General features: G+C 54.5%; 23 protein-coding genes. 5 read left to right on the forward strand and 18 right to left on the reverse strand.

Going from position 1 to position 16996, the window contains the following annotated elements; genetic code table 11:
• Nucleotides 1–191 precede the first annotated feature (191 nt).
• Together BUB27_RS16590 and BUB27_RS16595 are read right to left on the reverse strand one after the other, a co-directional pair.
• Nucleotides 192–1016, reverse strand: coding sequence for a hypothetical protein (locus BUB27_RS16590; RefSeq protein ID WP_143185006.1), 825 nt, complete (start codon nt 1014–1016; stop codon nt 192–194).
• Nucleotides 1017–1096: 80 nt separating this feature from the next.
• Entirely contained in the window at nt 1097–1783 is a 687-nt protein-coding gene (locus BUB27_RS16595; RefSeq protein WP_159435039.1) for a carbohydrate binding domain-containing protein, read from the reverse strand.
• A gap of 135 nt (nt 1784–1918) precedes the next feature.
• Here BUB27_RS16595 and BUB27_RS16600 point away from each other — a divergent pair, with 135 nt between their 5' ends.
• Complete coding sequence (locus tag BUB27_RS16600) at nt 1919–3418, forward strand: tetratricopeptide repeat protein (protein WP_159435040.1); 1500 nt, start codon at nt 1919–1921, stop codon at nt 3416–3418.
• A gap of 18 nt (nt 3419–3436) precedes the next feature.
• Here the strand turns inward: BUB27_RS16600 and BUB27_RS16605 are convergent, their stop codons facing one another.
• From BUB27_RS16605 to BUB27_RS16630, 6 genes are all read right to left on the reverse strand, one after another.
• Complete coding sequence (locus BUB27_RS16605; protein ID WP_143185008.1) at nt 3437–3931, reverse strand: hypothetical protein; 495 nt, start codon at nt 3929–3931, stop codon at nt 3437–3439.
• Between the two features lie 71 nt (nt 3932–4002).
• The gene (locus BUB27_RS16610) at nt 4003–4461 is read right to left on the reverse strand and encodes a YcxB family protein (RefSeq protein WP_159435041.1); all 459 of its coding nucleotides are present in this window, start codon (nt 4459–4461) and stop codon (nt 4003–4005) included.
• Between the two features lie 114 nt (nt 4462–4575).
• The gene (locus BUB27_RS16615; protein ID WP_143185010.1) at nt 4576–5499 is read right to left on the reverse strand and encodes an alpha/beta hydrolase; all 924 of its coding nucleotides are present in this window, start codon (nt 5497–5499) and stop codon (nt 4576–4578) included.
• A 47-nt stretch (nt 5500–5546) separates the two neighbouring features.
• Nucleotides 5547–5846 (reverse strand): hypothetical protein, encoded by a 300-nt coding sequence (locus BUB27_RS16620; protein WP_143185011.1) that lies wholly within the window; start codon nt 5844–5846, stop codon nt 5547–5549.
• A complete protein-coding gene (locus tag BUB27_RS16625) occupies nt 5843–6166 on the reverse strand; it encodes a hypothetical protein (protein WP_143185012.1) in 324 nt (107 codons plus the stop codon). The genes BUB27_RS16620 and BUB27_RS16625 overlap by 4 nt, the downstream gene beginning before the upstream one ends.
• 19 nt (nt 6167–6185) lie before the next feature.
• Nucleotides 6186–6755 carry a hypothetical protein gene (locus BUB27_RS16630; protein WP_143185013.1) on the reverse strand — a complete coding sequence of 190 codons (570 nt, stop codon included), beginning with the start codon at nt 6753–6755 and terminating at the stop codon, nt 6186–6188.
• Nucleotides 6756–6851: 96 nt separating this feature from the next.
• On the opposite strand from BUB27_RS16630, the gene BUB27_RS16635 reads away from it, so the two are divergent.
• Together BUB27_RS16635 and BUB27_RS16640 are read left to right on the forward strand one after the other, a co-directional pair.
• A complete protein-coding gene (locus tag BUB27_RS16635; RefSeq protein WP_143185014.1) occupies nt 6852–7229 on the forward strand; it encodes a hypothetical protein in 378 nt (125 codons plus the stop codon).
• Nucleotides 7230–7286: 57 nt separating this feature from the next.
• Nucleotides 7287–8372, forward strand: a complete 1086-nt coding sequence (locus BUB27_RS16640; protein ID WP_143185015.1) for a hypothetical protein — start codon at nt 7287–7289, stop codon at nt 8370–8372.
• Nucleotides 8373–8411: 39 nt separating this feature from the next.
• On the opposite strand, the gene BUB27_RS16645 is transcribed toward BUB27_RS16640, so the two are convergent.
• The 4 genes from BUB27_RS16645 to BUB27_RS18970 form a co-directional block, all read right to left on the reverse strand.
• Nucleotides 8412–9416: a hypothetical protein gene (locus tag BUB27_RS16645; RefSeq protein WP_143185016.1), complete on the reverse strand. Its 1005-nt coding sequence runs from the start codon at nt 9414–9416 to the stop codon at nt 8412–8414.
• A gap of 82 nt (nt 9417–9498) precedes the next feature.
• Complete coding sequence (locus tag BUB27_RS16650) at nt 9499–10443, reverse strand: hypothetical protein (protein WP_143185017.1); 945 nt, start codon at nt 10441–10443, stop codon at nt 9499–9501.
• A gap of 29 nt (nt 10444–10472) precedes the next feature.
• Entirely contained in the window at nt 10473–11060 is a 588-nt protein-coding gene (locus tag BUB27_RS16655; protein WP_143185018.1) for a hypothetical protein, read from the reverse strand.
• Between the two features lie 1266 nt (nt 11061–12326).
• Nucleotides 12327–12500: a hypothetical protein gene (locus BUB27_RS18970; RefSeq protein ID WP_159435042.1), complete on the reverse strand. Its 174-nt coding sequence runs from the start codon at nt 12498–12500 to the stop codon at nt 12327–12329.
• A 246-nt stretch (nt 12501–12746) separates the two neighbouring features.
• Here BUB27_RS18970 and BUB27_RS16660 point away from each other — a divergent pair, with 246 nt between their 5' ends.
• Nucleotides 12747–13136 (forward strand): hypothetical protein, encoded by a 390-nt coding sequence (locus BUB27_RS16660; RefSeq protein ID WP_143185019.1) that lies wholly within the window; start codon nt 12747–12749, stop codon nt 13134–13136.
• A 38-nt stretch (nt 13137–13174) separates the two neighbouring features.
• On the forward strand, nt 13175–13606 hold the full coding sequence (locus BUB27_RS16665; protein ID WP_143185020.1) for a hypothetical protein: 432 nt from the start codon (nt 13175–13177) through the stop codon (nt 13604–13606).
• Nucleotides 13607–13611: 5 nt separating this feature from the next.
• On the opposite strand, the gene BUB27_RS16670 is transcribed toward BUB27_RS16665, so the two are convergent.
• The 6 genes from BUB27_RS16670 to BUB27_RS16695 form a co-directional block, all read right to left on the reverse strand.
• On the reverse strand, nt 13612–14421 hold the full coding sequence (locus tag BUB27_RS16670) for a hypothetical protein (RefSeq protein ID WP_143185021.1): 810 nt from the start codon (nt 14419–14421) through the stop codon (nt 13612–13614).
• A 47-nt stretch (nt 14422–14468) separates the two neighbouring features.
• Entirely contained in the window at nt 14469–14726 is a 258-nt protein-coding gene (locus BUB27_RS16675; protein ID WP_143185022.1) for a hypothetical protein, read from the reverse strand.
• Nucleotides 14727–14762: 36 nt separating this feature from the next.
• Entirely contained in the window at nt 14763–15197 is a 435-nt protein-coding gene (locus BUB27_RS16680) for a hypothetical protein (protein ID WP_143185023.1), read from the reverse strand.
• 69 nt (nt 15198–15266) lie between these two features.
• Nucleotides 15267–15548, reverse strand: a complete 282-nt coding sequence (locus BUB27_RS16685) for a hypothetical protein (RefSeq protein ID WP_143185024.1) — start codon at nt 15546–15548, stop codon at nt 15267–15269.
• Nucleotides 15549–15702: 154 nt separating this feature from the next.
• Nucleotides 15703–16209: a DUF2199 domain-containing protein gene (locus tag BUB27_RS16690; protein ID WP_143185025.1), complete on the reverse strand. Its 507-nt coding sequence runs from the start codon at nt 16207–16209 to the stop codon at nt 15703–15705.
• Nucleotides 16210–16232: 23 nt separating this feature from the next.
• A complete protein-coding gene (locus BUB27_RS16695) occupies nt 16233–16682 on the reverse strand; it encodes a hypothetical protein (protein WP_143185026.1) in 450 nt (149 codons plus the stop codon).
• Nucleotides 16683–16996 lie beyond the last annotated feature (314 nt).

Here is a 16996-nt window from a genome sequence, read left to right on the forward strand (position 1 = left end):
GGTAGGGTTCGATTGTTTTTGGCTTGGGGTATTTCAGGGGTGATAAGCGGGGACGAAACGACGACAGGATGCGCAGAGTAAGTCAGTGGTGCTCAAGAAGCGAGAACATTTTGGTGTTCGTTTTGTATCATTCCATAAAGAAAGCATGCCGGATGGCATGCTGGGTGAGTTCGGGCTGAGTATGCTGATGGTTAGTGAGGCTTGATGATGAGGGCGAGGTCGCCGCCTTGGGTGCTGAGAGTCCAGGTGTAGCCCGCCTGGGTGCAGAGGAAGTCCACGGCCTGGGCAAAGGGGATGGTACGGGCGTTCAGCGTGACGGTGGGAGGATTCTGGGTGGAGGTGGAGCTGCCGGTGGAGCTTTGGGTGGATCCAGATTGGAGCTTGATATCGATGATGGTGGGGGAGGTCGCGGTGGGGCTGCTGCGGGAATTGATGGTTTTCAGAGCGGTGGCCAGGGATTGATTGTTGATGGCGACTTCAGTCAGGATGGTGTCCTCCAGCCGGGCGAGGATCTGCTCGGAGGCGCTGTCCTGTAGCTTGGTGAGCGAGGTGTGCTGGCGGTGGACGGAGTACCAGATCAGGGTGCGGTTTTCATCCGGGCTGGCGAAGGGTTTATGGCCTTTCTTCACGATGAGGGTGCCTACAGAGGTCACGTAGGCATCATTCCCGGTGAGGCGGCAGCAGGCGCGCAGGGCATCTCCCGTGGTGATATCGCTAGCCTGGAAAGTGAGACGCTTGGCGCCGGGGCCGATGCCCTCTGGTTCACCTTCCTTGCCGGGAGTGGGCTGTGGAATGCGTGAGGGGACAGCACGTCCCTCGCGCTGGATTTCCGCAGAACGCTGGCGCAGGTAGTCGAGCGCCTGGTCCATGGTGATATTCCGGAAATCCACCTTGGGGATGACCGTGCTTTCCACACGGCGCGCCAGGACATCCGCGAACGCAGGCCTGGAATCTTCAGAGGCAGACAAGGGCAGGGCGCAGAGAAGCGCCAGCAGGGGGAGCAATAACGACTTCATACCCTGTAGCTTAGCACAGAGTACAGAAAAGCCGCAACCCTAAGTGGCCGCGGCTTGGTCAATTCTGGAAATGGTATGGCTTAGCGGCGCCTGCGCAGGATCAGCGTGAGTCCGGCGATACCCAGCAGCGAGGTGCTTGTTGGCTCGGGGACGGCTTCCAGAGATACGTTATCGATCCAGGTATGGTTGCTGCTGGATGCAGACAGCTGGTTGGCATTGAAGAGTTCCAGGGTGAAGGAGCCTGTCTGGCTGGCGGTGAAATTCACGCCGACTCTCTCTACTCCATCGACCGCATCGATGTAGTTGTCCAGCAAGGTGATGGTATCCAGGCCAGAGCCTGTAAGTAGAGCTCCCAAATCTGCACCCTGTGAGCCAGATTCGGACCACATATCAATTTCAAAACGGTAATCCTGACCTGCCACAAGGTTAATGCCTGTCTGGAAAAAGATATCACCATTACCCGTGTTCACGCCATTGACAGCGCCGTCCAAGCGGACAGCGTAGTTGCTATCAGGGTCATCGAAGCTCGCGGCGGCTCCATTGTCGGTCACCACCCAGTTTCGTGATCCGTTCTTGGACCAGTCGTCTGGGAGAGTGGAGCCAAAGGTTGGGGGGCCATATTTGAATGTGCCTAATTCTGAGCTGACGTTGTAGTTGTGAAAGCCTGTCAGGCCGGATTCGAAGTCGCCATTGAGAATGAGATTGGCAGCGCTGGCCGTACTTACGGGGCCGAATGTGAGCAGGAGGATTGGGTATTTATACTTCATTATTTTGCGTGTTACGGAGATGATGAGCAGATACGCTCTTTCATAAAGAGAGAGAGATCGTCCTATGTCATAGTGGTTTGTCTTAAGGTCTGGCAAGTAAAAATGTGTGCACTTGCAAATTGCGTTGCATATGAAATGAAGTTTGCACTTGGCCTGATGGGTGATGAGGTGTTGTCTGCTATCTGCTTGGTCTTTGGAATAGAGAGGCCGGATGATCGCTTGAGAAGAATGACTGGACTGGAAAAGAAATGGCACCTGGCTAGAGCCGCGTACCAGCAAGGGAAACTGCGTGAGGCTGCGCGGATGTACCGCCAGTTGCTCAGGCAGCAGCCTGCTCATGTGGGCTTGCTGCTGGAAAGCGCGATGCTTCAGGCGACTTTGGGTGAGGTGAGTGAGGCCAGGGAGAAACTGCAGAGGCTGCAGCGAGGCTGTGAGCGGGATGCAGCTCTCGGCGTTCAGGTGGCTTCACTGTATTTCAAAATGGGGGATTATGCTTCGGCGAGAAGCCTGTTAGAGGGAGTTTGGGAACGGAGTGGTGAGGTGGCGGCTGGAAGCGGACTACTGGAGGTGCTGGAGCGTACGGGTGAAATGGAACTGGCCGGACGCTTGGCGGATACCCTTGCAGGGAGGGAGCCGCGTGCGGTGATGATGCAGGCTGTGCTGGCGATGCGTGCCGGTGATCCAGAGAAGGCGGTTGAAATTTTAGAAGGATTCCTGACTGGGGGCCTGGCGGGTGTGGAGCTGCGCACCGTTTACCGGGCACGCTTGACGCTAGCTAACGCGCTCGAAAGGCTGGGAAGGTATGCCGATGCCTGGAAGGAAATGTGTGGGGCTAAGGAGCTGATGCAGCCGCAGAGAGCTGCTCTAGCGGGTGAGGTGAGAAAGCTGCAGAGCGAGCAAGCCCGGTGCCGTGAGCGAATTTCTCAGTTTGTCCTGCCAGCGTCTGATCCTGTGGAGAATGCACCCCATCTGGTCACAGGCCATCCACGTGCGGGGACCTCGGTGGTCGCTGTGCATTGCGGCGTGGAGATGGGGATTGGTGTTGCCGATGAGGTGGGGGCTTTTGCGCGTGTGGTTGATGAGCTGGATCTGGAGGCTCAACAGCCAGATGGCTGGGTGCCCAAGTTGGCAGGGAAAGTGCGTAGCCGCTACCGTGAGCAGATGCTCGCCTTCATGCCCGGCTTGAGTCATGCGGAGCGCTGGGTGGATAAGAATCCGGGAATGGAGTGGCAGCTGGATCTCTGGCTGCATGCCTTTCCCGGGGCGGAGGTCACGGTGGTGCGGCGTGATCCTCTGGATCTGTTAGTGAGCTGTCTGTTCACCTATTTACCGATGAATGCCTGGAGTGCAGCCTTTCTGGATGCCGAGGGGGCTTCGGCCTCTGTAGCCGCCTCCATGGACATTCAGGATTGTTTGTTAGGTCGCGGTGCGCTGGGGCTGCAGGTCATCAAGTATGAAGACTTTGTGAGAAGCAAAGATGCGCAGCAACCCAAGCTGCGCGATGACATTCATGTGAACCACTCACCGAACTACGCCAGCGCCACGGGCAAAGTCATGACCAGCCGGGTAGGACGAGGAGAATACTATCGAGAATTCCTACCCGCTGCGGTACTGAAGCGCTGGAGTGGGGTCTAGTCGGCAGAAGGTTCAGGCTCAGGGCTTGCTGCCAGGGGAGACGTCTTTCTGCTCGAGTGAGGCGTAGATGGTTTTGCCGCTGGAGTCCTTGATATCGAAGAAGCGGAAGAAGGGCTGCTCCGGGCTGGAGGCCTGGTCGTTGTTGATCAGGGAGAGGGTGTTGAAATACTGCTGCTTGGTGAGGACCTTGTAGTTGTAGGCGCGGAGGGTGAGTCCGTTTGGCAGAAGCCAGGCCTCGGTGTGGTCGACCACGCCTTCCTGGGATGAGGTGAGGGAGCGCTTGCTCGGTACATTCTTCAGGTGGAAGACATCCACCAGACGCTCGCGCTGGACCGGGAGTACCTTGATGTTGCGTGCTTGTTCCAGGGTCTGGGTAGGTGAGGTGTGCTCGGTCTTTTCCTTGGCGAACTCGACGGCGGTCTGGACGCTGGCCTCTTCCTCAGGCGTGATGTCGCTGCCACAGGAGCTGAGGAGTGCCGAGGCGGCAAGGAGAACGATTGGTGTTTTTAGCATGTAGATGGGGTAGAGGATAATGGCAGGCGGGGGAAGGATAAAGGGTGAGGGGGGCTAAGGCACTAGGGTGACTAGATGCTGGAAGGCTTGGCTGGCAAAGCAGGTGGACTACTTATTTTCTGCTGGATGAAGTCACGCGCGGCCTGGGCTTTGGAGAGCCCGATGGCATCGATGGGGATGGGGAAAGCAGTATTCCCGATTAGATTGATGATAAGATACTGGCGAGAGAGCTCAGCGCTAGTTACAGCGTGCCAGTGATAACTGGACTCACCTAGCGGGGAGATGGAGTAAAGGCCGTTATCATCAAGCTTCAGTATGTAGGATCCGTAGATTTTCTCGTGGCCAGGAGTGCGTAAGCTGGCGAGAAGTCCATTGATGGTATACTTCTCGTAATTGACAAGTAGTATGATGACCCAGATTGTGCTGAAGATGAGGGCGGGGAGGAAAGAGCGGATGTCTTGTTCTGTGGCGACGTAGGTCCAATAAGCGAGCAAAAGAAGAACTATGGGAGGTATAGCTAAAGTTTTCATGCGTTGCTTTCTGTGCATTGGAGAATTCCTGATAGAATAGAGCTGTAGTTCTACTAAATCTTGCTCGGTGCGCACGTAGCTCAGGGACAATGGGGATTGGTTGGACATTGATTGTTACTTGGTGGCCTTGAAAAATCTCAGTATGGCTTTCAAGAGATCCTTGTGCAGCGGGATCGTGGGATCTGAATAGGATGGTAGCTGCTGCTGGATACTTCCTCCGGATTCTTTGAGCACATGGTTCATGCCCTGGATGACCTCAAGGGTTCCTTGTGTCGCAGCTTGATCTAACAGTGTAGATTCTTTGACGGTGATCTGGAGGTCTGTAGTGCCCTGGAGGATGAGGATGGGAATGTCTAGCTTGGCGATTTCGACTGCGGGGTCGATCTGGAACCAGGAGATGAGATAGGGCTGCACGCTTGGGCGAAGGAAGGCGACAAGCTGGAGTGGGTAGTCTTTGGCCTGCTTGCCACTGGCTAGAAGATCGAGCGCCGGAAGTGCCTGTAGGTAGGTTTCCTCCTTGAGCTGTTTTTTTAGCTGCTCTTTGACGATGTCTACCGCCGGGCGGCCGGCACCAGAGATGGAGATGAGGCGCGCGATGTCTTTCTCCTGCTCGGCTACAAGCAGAGCAATGAGTGCGCCCTCACTGTGACCAATGAGGGTGAGGTCCGTGTATCCCTGTGAGCGCAGGTAGTGCATCCAGCGCCTGATATCTGCTACGTAGGTATGGATGGTGAGTTTCTTTTCATCGACTGCGGCGCTCTGGCCGATGCCGCGTTTGTCCACGCGCAGAGTGGCAATGCCGTTTTTAGTCAGTCCCTCGGCCAGCATTTTGAGACTGTCGTTTTTACCGGGGAGGGCAAAGGAGTTGCCATCGCGGTCTGTGGGGCCAGAGCCGGAGATGAAAAGAGCTGCGCTTTTGGTGGGAGTCTCTGGGGTTTCTAGAGTGCCGCTGAGTTTGTCATTGTTCTCACCAATGCTGACTTCCTTGGCCTGTAGTGGCAGAGAGAGCAGCAGGGAAAGGATGAGTGTGCGGAGCATGGTGGTATCGAGTCGATTGTTCTTCTACTTCTTAGAGCGTGGATGCTCTAAATGGAAGTGAACATGTGGGGTAGGGATGGATAATCCACTCCCGTGATTTGCTCATCTACCATGAGCAGTGGGTAGTAGATGAGGCTCAGGTAGCCGGCTATTTTCCACTGGGTGCGGTAGCCAGTGTAGTGGCCTTTGCGGAGGGCTACGGAGGTGTCATGCGTCATGCCAAAGACTCGGTCGTTTGTGCATACTCCGAATTCCTGAACGAGCGTCAAGCGAAGGATCGGGAAACTGCAGAAGTAAAGGAAGACCAGGGTGAGAAAGGCCTTGCTGGCGGTAGTAGAGGGTTTCATGGGGGAGGAGTGTAGGTGCCACCATTGCTGACTTTGATAAAGTCGGAGGGTTTGACAAAGGCGCAGCCGGTGATGGTTTCCTCGATCATGATGAATGGATAGTAGAGGGTGGTCAGGGCGGCTCCTGTGTAGCACTGGATACGGCCTTTGGCGCTGATCGGCTTACGGGTAACGTCCATGATGCTCTCGGTGGTTCCGAAGACTCTGATGCCGTAAGCGCCCGGAGTGAAAACGGTTCTGATGAGGCAGTAGACTATCAGGTAGAGAATGCCGAGGATGAGAAAGCTTTTCCCCGGGGTGATGCGTCGGCTCGATGACATGAAGGGGCGGGTCAGGTGATCAGGGCTTGGGGATGGTGATCGGAGTGCTACGCAGGGCAGCGTTGTTGGTCGAGTGGAGGTAGCGGTGGCGGTTGTTGACCAGACCCAGGCAGTTGAGGTCTGCGGTGAGGGTGGCGCCCTCCAGCTCCTCCGGCTTCAGCTTGCGCCACTCGTCTCCAAGGCTGTGGCCGTCGAGGTGCACGAGGGAATCCACGGGGACTTTCCAGGTGAGAGACTGATTCTTATCGAAAGGGAATCTATCAGGCATAAAGATTCCGGTGAGGAGGTGGGTGATGTAGGGCTTCTGATAGAGCCGGATCTTTTTTCCATCCTTGGTGGTGCCGTGGATGCCGCCCAGAAAGATCTCTTTGTTACAGCGGATGTACTGGGTATCGGGAGTGGGGTTCTTCAGGATGATTTTGAAGTGTGCGTTCTTTCCGCCGTAGTAAATCATGGTTAGGCTGAAATAGTGGGCGTAGATGCCGGGCCGGCCTTCAGGGGCATCCAGGGAGATGGCGGGGCGTTCCTCGCCGTGGCTCAGGGTGGTTAGAGAGAGCAGGAGGAGAGTAAGGGTACGGAGAAAGTGCATACGACGATGGTGAAGATTGGCGCGAGTATACCAAGTGGGTACGGCAAGGCGAGTTTTGATTGCTTGCCCGTGTAGCTGGTTAGTAGGATGCTGAGAATGAAAGTGCCTCGAATCATTCTTCTGTCTGTTCTGTTTGCTTGTCTGGCTGCTTGTGTTGGTCAGGAAAGATCACTGAAAAATGCTAGGCATGACATGGAGGGGGTAGAGGTGTGTGAGGCCGAACTGGAATTGCTGATTCGAGAGGCCAAGCGTGCAGTAGATCTAGATGATTTGGTAAATCGTCTGGAGACGAGTGGTAAATTCTATTCTGGCAGTGAAGATAGGAGATTGGGGATAGTGAAACGAGTGAATTTCGCTGTTAGAAATAGCGCAGATTCAGATAAGGTGAGAGAGGTTTATCGCCTGATTCATCCGATGCTGGATGGTGAGTATGGATACTTACATGAACTGCTAGTTCATCCTCATTCTATCTAGGGTAATATTTGGAGTTTTGATTGCTTGCCCGCATGCCTTGAGCGTAGGATGCAGGCTATGATGAAGGGATTTTCGTGCAAGGGAGGTTTGGCTGCGTTGCTGGCCGGGCTGTGTGTCTTCGGAGCGTGTTCTGAGGGATGGTCCCAGGAGGCCAAGGTGAAAATGCCGGAGGCGGTGCAGAGTGAGCTGCAGGATTTCATGAAGACGCTGCGTGAGGGTAGTGTGGGCGAGGACGGCAAAGAGATCAGGATGACGCATGAGGAGTATGCGAAAGCTCTCATCACTCTGGGCTGGAAGGCAAAACGTGCAGATGAGAGCATGCTAGCGAAGCTGCGCGCGGTGGAGCGCCCTAGTGCCGAGCAGGTGATGCTGGAGCTGGCTCTGGAGATGCAGGAGGCGGCTGTGAGGGAGAGAGTGCGGGAGCTGGGCCGCTGGTACGGGTGCTTCGAGTATGAGCTTCCAGAGGCGGAGTTTAAGGGGAATTTTAAGACTTTGTTAGAAGAGGAGAAAAAGGAGGTCGAGGTACTGCGACGTGAGCTGAAGGCGAAGGCGCGCCACTTCGATGGACGCAGGATCGGCGGTGACAAGGTGGTCCCTCTGCGCAAGGAGCATGCGGGGGAGGATAGCCGGGCGGCCTGGATGATCTGGGTGCTGGCCCCGCCAAGCCGTGAAAAGTTTCTCATGGAGTTCCGGATGGTGGAGGGTCTGAAGCAGTGTGGTGATGAGCGTGTGATCCCGCTGTTAGTGGAAGGGCTCAAGACAGATATGCGGCGGATCAAGAATACGGAGAGCAGCCGCCGGGCTGTGGCGCGCAAGTATGAGGCGCTGATCAGCGATTTCCCGGGAGAGAAGGCCCTGGATGCGCTGCTGGAGTGCAACCGTTTTATGCATCAGGAGGGGCTTAACGGCGAGTGGGGTAAGCTGAGTAACGAGCGTTACTTGGTGACCCTGCTCACATCCCGCCCTCCACTGATCGACCCCCTGGGCGAGGGCGTGGCCAAAAAGGCCAGCGAGGCAAAGCTGGTCAACGATCACTGGAAAGTCTATCAACCGCTGGTGGAGGAACGCCTGGAGACAGCCGGACTTCCTGAGGAAGATGCAGCTCTTTTAAAAAAGGCCCAACAAGCCATGCCGGTTGAGTGAGGGGGGCAAGCGCTGGCTGAGTGATGGTTTACCTTGGAGTTACTCCTCCTCAAATAGACCATCCACTTGATGGTGGGGGATGAGGAGGACTTTGAGTTTGTCGACTGCGGCTGGTTGCAGGCGGGTGTAGTGGGTTTCTTTGCCGTTGTGGGCGATGCGGGCTTCGCCTTGGCCGAGGGCCAGGGAGATTTCCAGACAGGATTGTGGACTCTGAAGTTGGACGGCGAATTCCGGGAAATAGTTTTCTTCTCCGAACGTTCCTGGGTGGGGAAGATAGCTGTCTGGGTTTGTCAGGACTTGCACGAGTGTTTGCTGGTCTTGCTCATTGAGATCCACATGATGCCTGCGGAAGTAGGTGTGGCCATAGCGCGGCAGGCTAAAGTCTATCGGCGGGTCTATAGTTGCATAGTAGTTCCGAGGGAAGCCCATGTGGACAGTGATAGTCGTGTGCGAAGGGGATTCTTCTAACAGTCCTGGGAGTTTTATGAAATCACCCGTGTAACGCTTGGGTTCTTCGACTGGTATCTTCTCATTGTCATCATCGGATGGCTTGTTCTCTGCGAGGTCTGTAAAAGGGTCGTTACCTGCGGAGAGGCCAATGTATTCGTCAAGTGGTTCGTCAAAGCGCGAGTGGTAGTATTCGATATCATGGGCGTAGATAGCCGTGTATGGTTTTTCTGATCGGAATAGAGGAAAGGTGCCAACAATGACAGTGGTGGATTCCGGTGACCAATAAAGATAGGATGGGCTCCACTGTGGACTATCGGGGCTCAGGTAGGCTGGTTCTTTCAGGGACTCGAGGATCCTGCCGGTGGACTTCTCTGTGAGGGTGAAGCGATTGTAGTGAGTTGTGCTGCCGTCTGAGAGAGTTTCCTCTGTGTAGCAGACGGACAGGTGGTAGCGGCCGTCTGGTGAGTCCTTGCTGATTGTGGCTGTAGGAATCTCCGCTGGTTGAGTTGGAGTTTCTATCTTGGGTTTCTGAAAGGCTGAGATGGCTAACAGGGTGACCAGAGAACCCAAGGCAGCTGCTAACAGGTATTTCAAGACGTGGCCCATGTATTGGTAATAAGGTGACGATACAGTGTGGTTACTGGGCGGCTATCTCGTACTTACTTGGAGCTAATGCCTAGTGCTCGAAATCACTGTTTTCCTCGGGGTGTGTGAGTGGGGTGACGAAGATGAAATCCCGGTATTCGTGTAAAACCGTTTTGAACGGGTCCTCGGATGGATCCTCTGTGGTGTAATGGAAGTTGAGGTAGTGGGTCTCTTTGCCATTGTGTGAGATGCGTGCGCTGTGATTGCGGTAGCTGAGAGCGATTTCTACCTTGCCTAGGCCGCTGCTGAATTGGATGGCGTAATCGGGGCGATAAGGCTTGTGGTGGTTTCTACTCGTTAGGGGGCTGTAGTGGGATGGGTTTGTGAGTACTTGGATCAACTCCTTCTCGTGCTCGTCATTGAGCACATGGTCGCCCTGGCGTTTGAAGAGGTATCCGAAGCGGGTGAGCAAGGGGAGGTTGATTTTGTTAGGGTGGCGATAGTACCCAGTGGGTGGCCCTTCGAAGAGGTAGATTTGCGGATCGGCTTCAATGAGCTTCAGCAGAGCCGGCAGCTCGGCGATGTCGTTGGCTGGTTTTTCTATGCCGGATGTCTGGTCGTCATGCTGGTCAAAGGGGGAAACATAGGTGCTCAAATGATGGGAGAAGACTTCTACGTCTGCCGTGCCGAAGACGATGGCAGTGGAGTCCGGAGACCAGAAGATGTGCTCAGGGCCGCGAGGATTGATCGCATCGTTGCCAGCTGGCTGGCGGTGTGAGAGCAGGATCTGTTCGGTGGACCTATCCTGTACCTTGAGCTCGTAGTAGTAGGATTTTTTTCCGTCTTTGAGGGTTTCTATGTACGTAAAAAATTCAGCACGATACTTCTCGTCTGGGGATGGTTCGAAACTGCCACCGGTCTTGCTTCCCGGCTGCACCTTCTTGAATGTCTGATATGCTTGGTATCCCGTGATACTGAACGAAGTGGCTGCAGAGCCTAACACGAAGGCTAGAAGGTACTTGAGAAAGGTGTTCATAAGGGATGGTGCGGAGTCGCGGAGAGCCTTTATTTAGGGGAGTGGATCTTGGTGAAGAGCGTTTTGTTCGCCGGAAATTTGAGCGGTAGGAGGTCCACGGTGATGGTGATTTTGTGCCCTTCCGGGGAGGTGAGCTGGTGGGTGGCGGTGGTCTTCTTGACGATGCCTCGGTTGGCTCCCATGTGAAGGACGTCTCTGGCGTTCAGTTGCTTGGCGTTATTTGCCAAGGGCTGGATGGTGGTGCGATGAGGGACCGCCTGGCAGATGATGGGAGCGGAGATGAGTAGCAGGGTAGAGTAATTGATGGGACCGAGCTTCACGGTGATCGTGTCGGACTGGTAGCTCGTTTTGACTCCGTCCACCATGTTCACGAATTTGCTCTTCTCGGTGACGGTGTACTTGAAGTACTCCGTGCAGCTGAGGTCAGCCCCGTAGACGATCTGTTCCCCAGGGAGTTGCTTGCCGTCCACGATGTCTGTGGCGCCCTGGATGGTGATGCGGCCGGTCAGCTGATGCTCGATGGGCTTGCTCTCCTTTTTCACCTCAGCACTGAGTGGGAGAGTGAGCGTGGCGATGAAGCCGGCTAGGGCGGTGATGATGGAAAACAACTGAAGCACTAAACCGACCTTAGCCCAGGCCGGGAATTCCTGTCCACAGGTATTTTTGAGTGTGCTGGGAGTTACCTAACAGTTAACTATTTCTTGTGCGCGCGCCCACGCGTTTTTTTCTATCTCTCTATCTTCATCCGTAGATGAAGATGGAGATGTAGAGCATTGCAAATGGTATGCAAACAGGTATGCAAAGTGCATGCAAAACGGATGCATTTGCATCCCTAGGGCTTAGTGGGTGTCTTTTCTATCTTGTCTGATTAGAGTGGTTTGAGGATTTAGCGTGCCGAAAGGTGACTAATTCCATTTTTCTAACAGTCGCGACAAAAAATTTACGGTCAGGCGATGGCTTTGCCTCGGCGAGTGCTTAGCGAGCGCGAATTCAGGGCCGGAAAAATGCAAAATCATGGAAAACGGATGCCTGTGTATGAGGGTAGGAGAGGATGGAAGAGGCTCCAAATGGTCATCATGAATGGCAAAAAATCGGCGGGTCAGAACTGCCGAGATATTCCGAGACGAGGTAATGAGGCAGCTGAGGAAGACAGAAAAGCGTAAAATAATCTCAGATTTTTTGTCAGATTTGGTGGGGTTTGGGTATTTACTAGTAACAACAGTTGGTAGCTGTTGTACCGAGTATTGTGTACTTTCCCATGGTTTGAGTAGACCCGAGGGAGGTACAGGGTATAGAGGTTATGTGTTTAGGGGACCCCTGCTTCGGCGGGGGTTTCTTTTTTTGGGGGGTGTGGTGAGAATTTGTGTAATGGATGTTGGGGAATGATCATCTATCATTGTGGAATGTGCATGCATCCACGTGAGTAAACAGGGTTATTCAAGCCCTGCGTGTTATGAGTATGGGCAGAGGTTCGTGGGAGCGCGGGCCTCTGCCTCTTTGTTTAAAAGAATCATTTTTCGAAACTTTTTTCGTAACGTCTGCTTAGCTTGAGACATATACTAGTACAGATTGAGCAGTTGATCTGTGTGAGTATGTGAGGAGCACGTATCCTCATGCTTGTGTATTAAGTGTAAGCAGGGGTCTACTGAGGAGTGGGCTCCTGCTTTGTGTCCGGATGTCACGCCGGCCTTGGATTTTTTTCGTCGCGGTTGTCCCAATGAAGCCTGCTGGCGACGTATCGTTGATTGAGTACTCGGTCCAGGGTGGTGACCCTGGCTGAAGTGTGACAAATGAGTAAAATGGCAGGAGCCCGAATCGCTACGGGCTCCTGCTTTGCTGTGATGGGGCCTGGTGGCCGTGTGTGTTTAAATTGGGAAAAAGATTCAGCCGCGCCAGAGGGAAGAGGTTTTCTCCGACTGGGTTTGGAGATTCTTGTACTTTTGCTCCTGGTCGTCCGTGCGATAGCGCAGCCAGCAGGCCAGGACGAAGAGTCCGCAGCCTAGGATGGTGATCAATAGCATCTGGAGGGCCAGACTATGTTTGAGTTTACTGAGCATTTGGTGGGTGTGTGGGTTGCTAGCTAGATAAAAAATCAGCCACGCAGGCGTTTTCTCAAATAAAATCGTGGTCTAAACGATTGTATATTAAGGGGTCTTTATATTTTTCCGATTGCGGTTTTTGCGCTGAGTGAGGGTGTCCAGAAAGTCTGGATTGCTGGTGATTTTGCCAGCAGGCTGGGTCTGTAGGTTTTGGGCTTGGTGAGTTTGGGCTGATTGTGTATTTGGCTGGGGATGTTTAGAAGAATGATAGTTCTTCCCCTGTGTGTGATCATGGTGGGCTGCGATGGAAATGCTGACAATCAGGTGCAGCAGCCTGCGGTGGATCCGGGACCGGCTAAGGTAAGCCAGGTCTTCGAGGGCTACAGCTACACGCTGGAGAATGGCGAGGTGCCAAGCATCCGTGTGGTGATCGGGGAGAAAGAATGTGTGGTGCCGGAGGAGATGATGAGAGGGGTGCCCGGCGTGCTCCATCTGGGTGCCGTGGAGAGCCTCTTCTTTGATTCCAATGGCGGCACGGTGCGCCTGCAGGTTGGCTTTGCCAAGGTAGCTGGCGGTCCGCTGGTGGGGAACGCGAACTTTATCTTCAGCGTCAAGAAGGGTTTTGAGCTGTTAGGACTGGAGGAGAGGTCCTGATATCTAAGAAAGCGGCCTGATGAGACGTTCATAGGGAGATGAACTTGCGTTCCTATGTGCTGGGCTTCGTGACCTGTCTCATTTTAGGAGGCGGTTTGTTTCTTCTGTTAGCTTGCGGGCTGAAGACTTCCAAGTGGCGTGGAGGCGCTTACGTGTCTTCGGATGTCCCCATGTATGTGACTGAGGGAGGAACAGGCTACGAGCAGTACCAGGAGCTTGGCAGTGAAGCCTATGCTCAGTTGATGGAGGATAGGCTGGAGCTGGAGATGCGGGCTTATTTCCGAGAACTCGGATCAGAATCTGATGATCTGCATGTGGTTTACCGGGGGGATGCGACACGATTTGAGTTTGCCTATTCGCACCGGGTATTGCTGAGCTGGCAGCAAGGTCGAGAGCTGGATGGTTTGCGTGAGCGACTGGCTGCCGTCGCGAATGCAGCGCGTGTGAAGAGACTGAAGCAGATTGAGTAGGCAGTCTACTCGGCTGGCATGAGAACCAGCATGGGGATGTCGCCGTTGGTTTCGATGGTCCAGTGGTAGTGGCTCTGACGGCAGAGTTCGTCTATGGCCATCGTGAAGGTAGTGTAGGGCGTTCTCAGAGTGACCTTGGGCAGGTTCTTCGTCTCCGGCTTTCTGCGGATCACAGTATTGATATAGTGCCGGGCCTTCTCTTTGGGTTCTTTGTCCAAGTTGAGTGTGGCAAGCGCCTCGTCGAGCGGTTTTTCTCTGATATCAATGCCCTTGAGGAGGGTGTGATCCAGATTCTCAAAAGCCAGCTGCGCTTTATTGTCTGTGATGGGTTTGTTAGAGGTGGGATGCTTGTAGATAGGAATGACATCTGGAATGGCCTTGCCGTCTTCAGTGGTGGGGGCTTGGCCTCTGGGGATGATAGCAATTCTGCCGGGGGTGATGTAGGCATCCAGCTGGGTGTGTTTGCAGACTTCCCGGATCGCGTGACCAAGGGTGACGTTTCTGAGCTGTAGCTTGGCGATGGTTTGTGGCTTTTGATCCTCTGGTATTCCGGCTGCTAGAGGTGCGGCTGGCGGGGTTTGGATAACGAATCCGATGCCTTTTTTATTAGGGTCTTCTCTGGCGTCGAGTTCTCGCGAGCGCATACGGAGGAAGTCGAAGGCTTCATTCGCGCTGATCTGGTTGAAATCAACGACTGGGATGATGATGGACTCGATCTTTTTGAGGGTTTGTTGCTGTTCGGTGACAGGCTTGACTGCCTTCTGGGCGCAGAGAGGCAGGGTTAGCAGGGGGAGCAGGAGCAAAACGATTTTCATGCATGCGTTGCAACGGGAAATGATGGGAGTAGTTACCCTCCTCTCACTCAGTAGCGGGCCTGCAGGATAGCGAAGGGGATGATGAGCAGCAAGAACCACCCAATGCCCCGGATGACTGAGAGCAGACTAGGTCCTTTGATAAATTGCTCAGGCCACCAGATCATGCCGGTTGCCAGGGCCATCGCGATCTCTGGGCTGACGTAGTAGGGGGAGTACTCCCCTACGTACCTGAACTCATAGATCATGTACGCGCTGAAAATGATCAGCGAGAGCGTGCGTTGAATGGTGGTGGAGTCCAGGCGCATGAGGAATGGTTTTCTGACTAGGTGGATGAAAGCGGCCTAGTACTCGAGCTGGCGGAAGTACTGGTCGAGCTCCTCGACTTTGTCTTTGGCAAGCCAGGTGTAGTGAAGGGTGAAGCTAAGCTGATCCTCACCGGGGCCATCACCGGCCGGGGCGATGGCGTCCAGGATCTCTAGCTGATTGTGGGTGAATTGCATCCAATGAAGGGTATTCATGCGGGTGTTCTTCAGGTGGGGGTAGGTGAAGGTCTTTTTGGTGACGGCACCCATCTTGACGAGCTTTTTGAGATGGTAATCCTGGTCGATGCCGCTGGCTGAGGGGTCTAGCATCAAGTAGCCCCCCTGGCGTTCAAAATTCGCTGGGTTAGAGCAATAGTAAATGTGCTGGCGGACTTTGCGCAGATGGTAGTTGGCGGTGTCCGGAGCCAGTGAAGGCTGGGGTAGCAGGAGTCCAAGTGCCAGGGCGATAGTCATGGCGTCAGCTTGCCATGGCCCTGCCGAAGGTGTCGATGGGAAATCTGACCGGTTTTTGTAAGCGCTGTGTTAGAGATTGTTCTCCCGGCGCCACTTGATGATGAGCTTCCTGATAAGAGGAATGCGGAAGACGGTGAGGACCAGTCCCGCAAAGGCGCCGATGATTGCCCCGCTGATCGCCGGGCTCAGGTGCTGGGTGAGCAGGGACTGGGCACCTATGGCCACCACGATGAGGATGATGACGGTGATCAGGAAGGTGGGCTGGCGGAGCGAGTGCTTGTTGGCATAGCGCAGCGCGGTCTTGCTCTGCTCAGCATTCAGTCCTTGGAGTTCCGGGAATTTGGCGTTCATGGTTTGAGGTGTGTTGCATGGGGCAACGTACGAGACAGGGGGTTTCTTAGGGTAAAGGGGCGGGATCTACCACGGAATACACAAAAATGACAGAATGCTGGTGCTGCTTCTTGGTTTGCCATGAATACCGAGAGTAGCGGAAATCGAGCGTTTCTTATTTCTGCTTGAGCAATTGGGAGGCGATTTTGTGCCATCGCTTCACGGAGATGCCTAGGTGTTGATCGATGGCCAGCGGGTGATCTGTGGGCTCTACGGTGAAGAGGGGGGTAAGCCCCGGTGCACAAGACTGGACTGAGAGCTTGAGATGCATGGTCTCCGGGTAGATGGGGATGGATGTACACAGCCAGCCAAAGTAGGGCGGATCCTGTGCCCGTTTAGTTTCATTCCATCGCGCAGTCACATGCGCAAAGCTTTGCTCGCTCAGGGAGGACCACACGGAGAAGATGAAGGGCTCATCTTGACCATGGATGGGAAGCTCGATGTGTCCGCGAATCAGGAAGATCTCATCACCAATGACGCAGAGGTCATCGGTGAGGTCGACCAAGTCATCGAACTCCTCTGCGGGGGCATAGTCTTCCCAGGGACAGTTGCTTCCGAAGCTGAGTGGTACATCCGGATGGCGTTTGCCACAGTCCGGGCATTTCTGGTGTTTGAACCACATGGTGAGAGAATGGAGACAGGAGCCTACTTGGCGACTTTTTTGATGGCCTCGCGTTCTTGGGAGAGCAGGTAGATGAGGTTCTGCAGGTCGACGAGTTGGCTGCTGTTGATGTTAGGTTTGGCGGTGGGGGCGTTGGTGCTTTTGTCGTCTATGGTGTATTCTTCGTCCAGCTTGAGCGGGGCGTCCTGGCCAGCGGTGAGCTTGGCGATGTCTTTGCGCTCGCCGGTGGAGTGGCGGATGGTGATCTTGCCGTCCTCTAGCAGGTAGTCGGTGACGGTGGGCTTGTTCTGCGCACCTCCGTTCCAGACGGCGCGGATCCGGGTGGTCTGGCCGTTCTGCTTGACCTGATAGAAATGGTAGATGGTGCTGGAAGCATCCTCGCCCATTTCAAAGCGGTGGGTCCAGGGAGTGGCCAAGGAAGAGCTAGTGAGCAGGGCCATTCCAGCCAGCAGGGTAATGAGGGTCTTTCTCATGATGGCAGAGCCTAGCATGCCTGTGATCTGAGGGCGAGAGGGCTTTTGAGGTGGTGCCGTGATGGAGAAATGAATCTCACAGTCGGCTAGATGTTTTACGCGACCCCGTTGGGGTCGTATAAAAATATGAAAGAATCCCCGGGGTAGCGCCCCTTCGGGTCACAACCCCGGGCTGGATTACGAAACCCCGTTGGGGTTTTACCCAGAATAGCAAGTGTGTAGTCTGTTAGGATACATTGGATGGGACGTATCGGCTGGATGTATCGGCTGGATGTATCGGCTGGATGTATCGGCTGGATGTATCGGCTGGATGT

The organism is Rubritalea squalenifaciens DSM 18772 (genome assembly GCF_900141815.1).
GTDB classification, from domain to species: Bacteria; Verrucomicrobiota; Verrucomicrobiia; order Verrucomicrobiales; family Akkermansiaceae; genus Rubritalea; species Rubritalea squalenifaciens.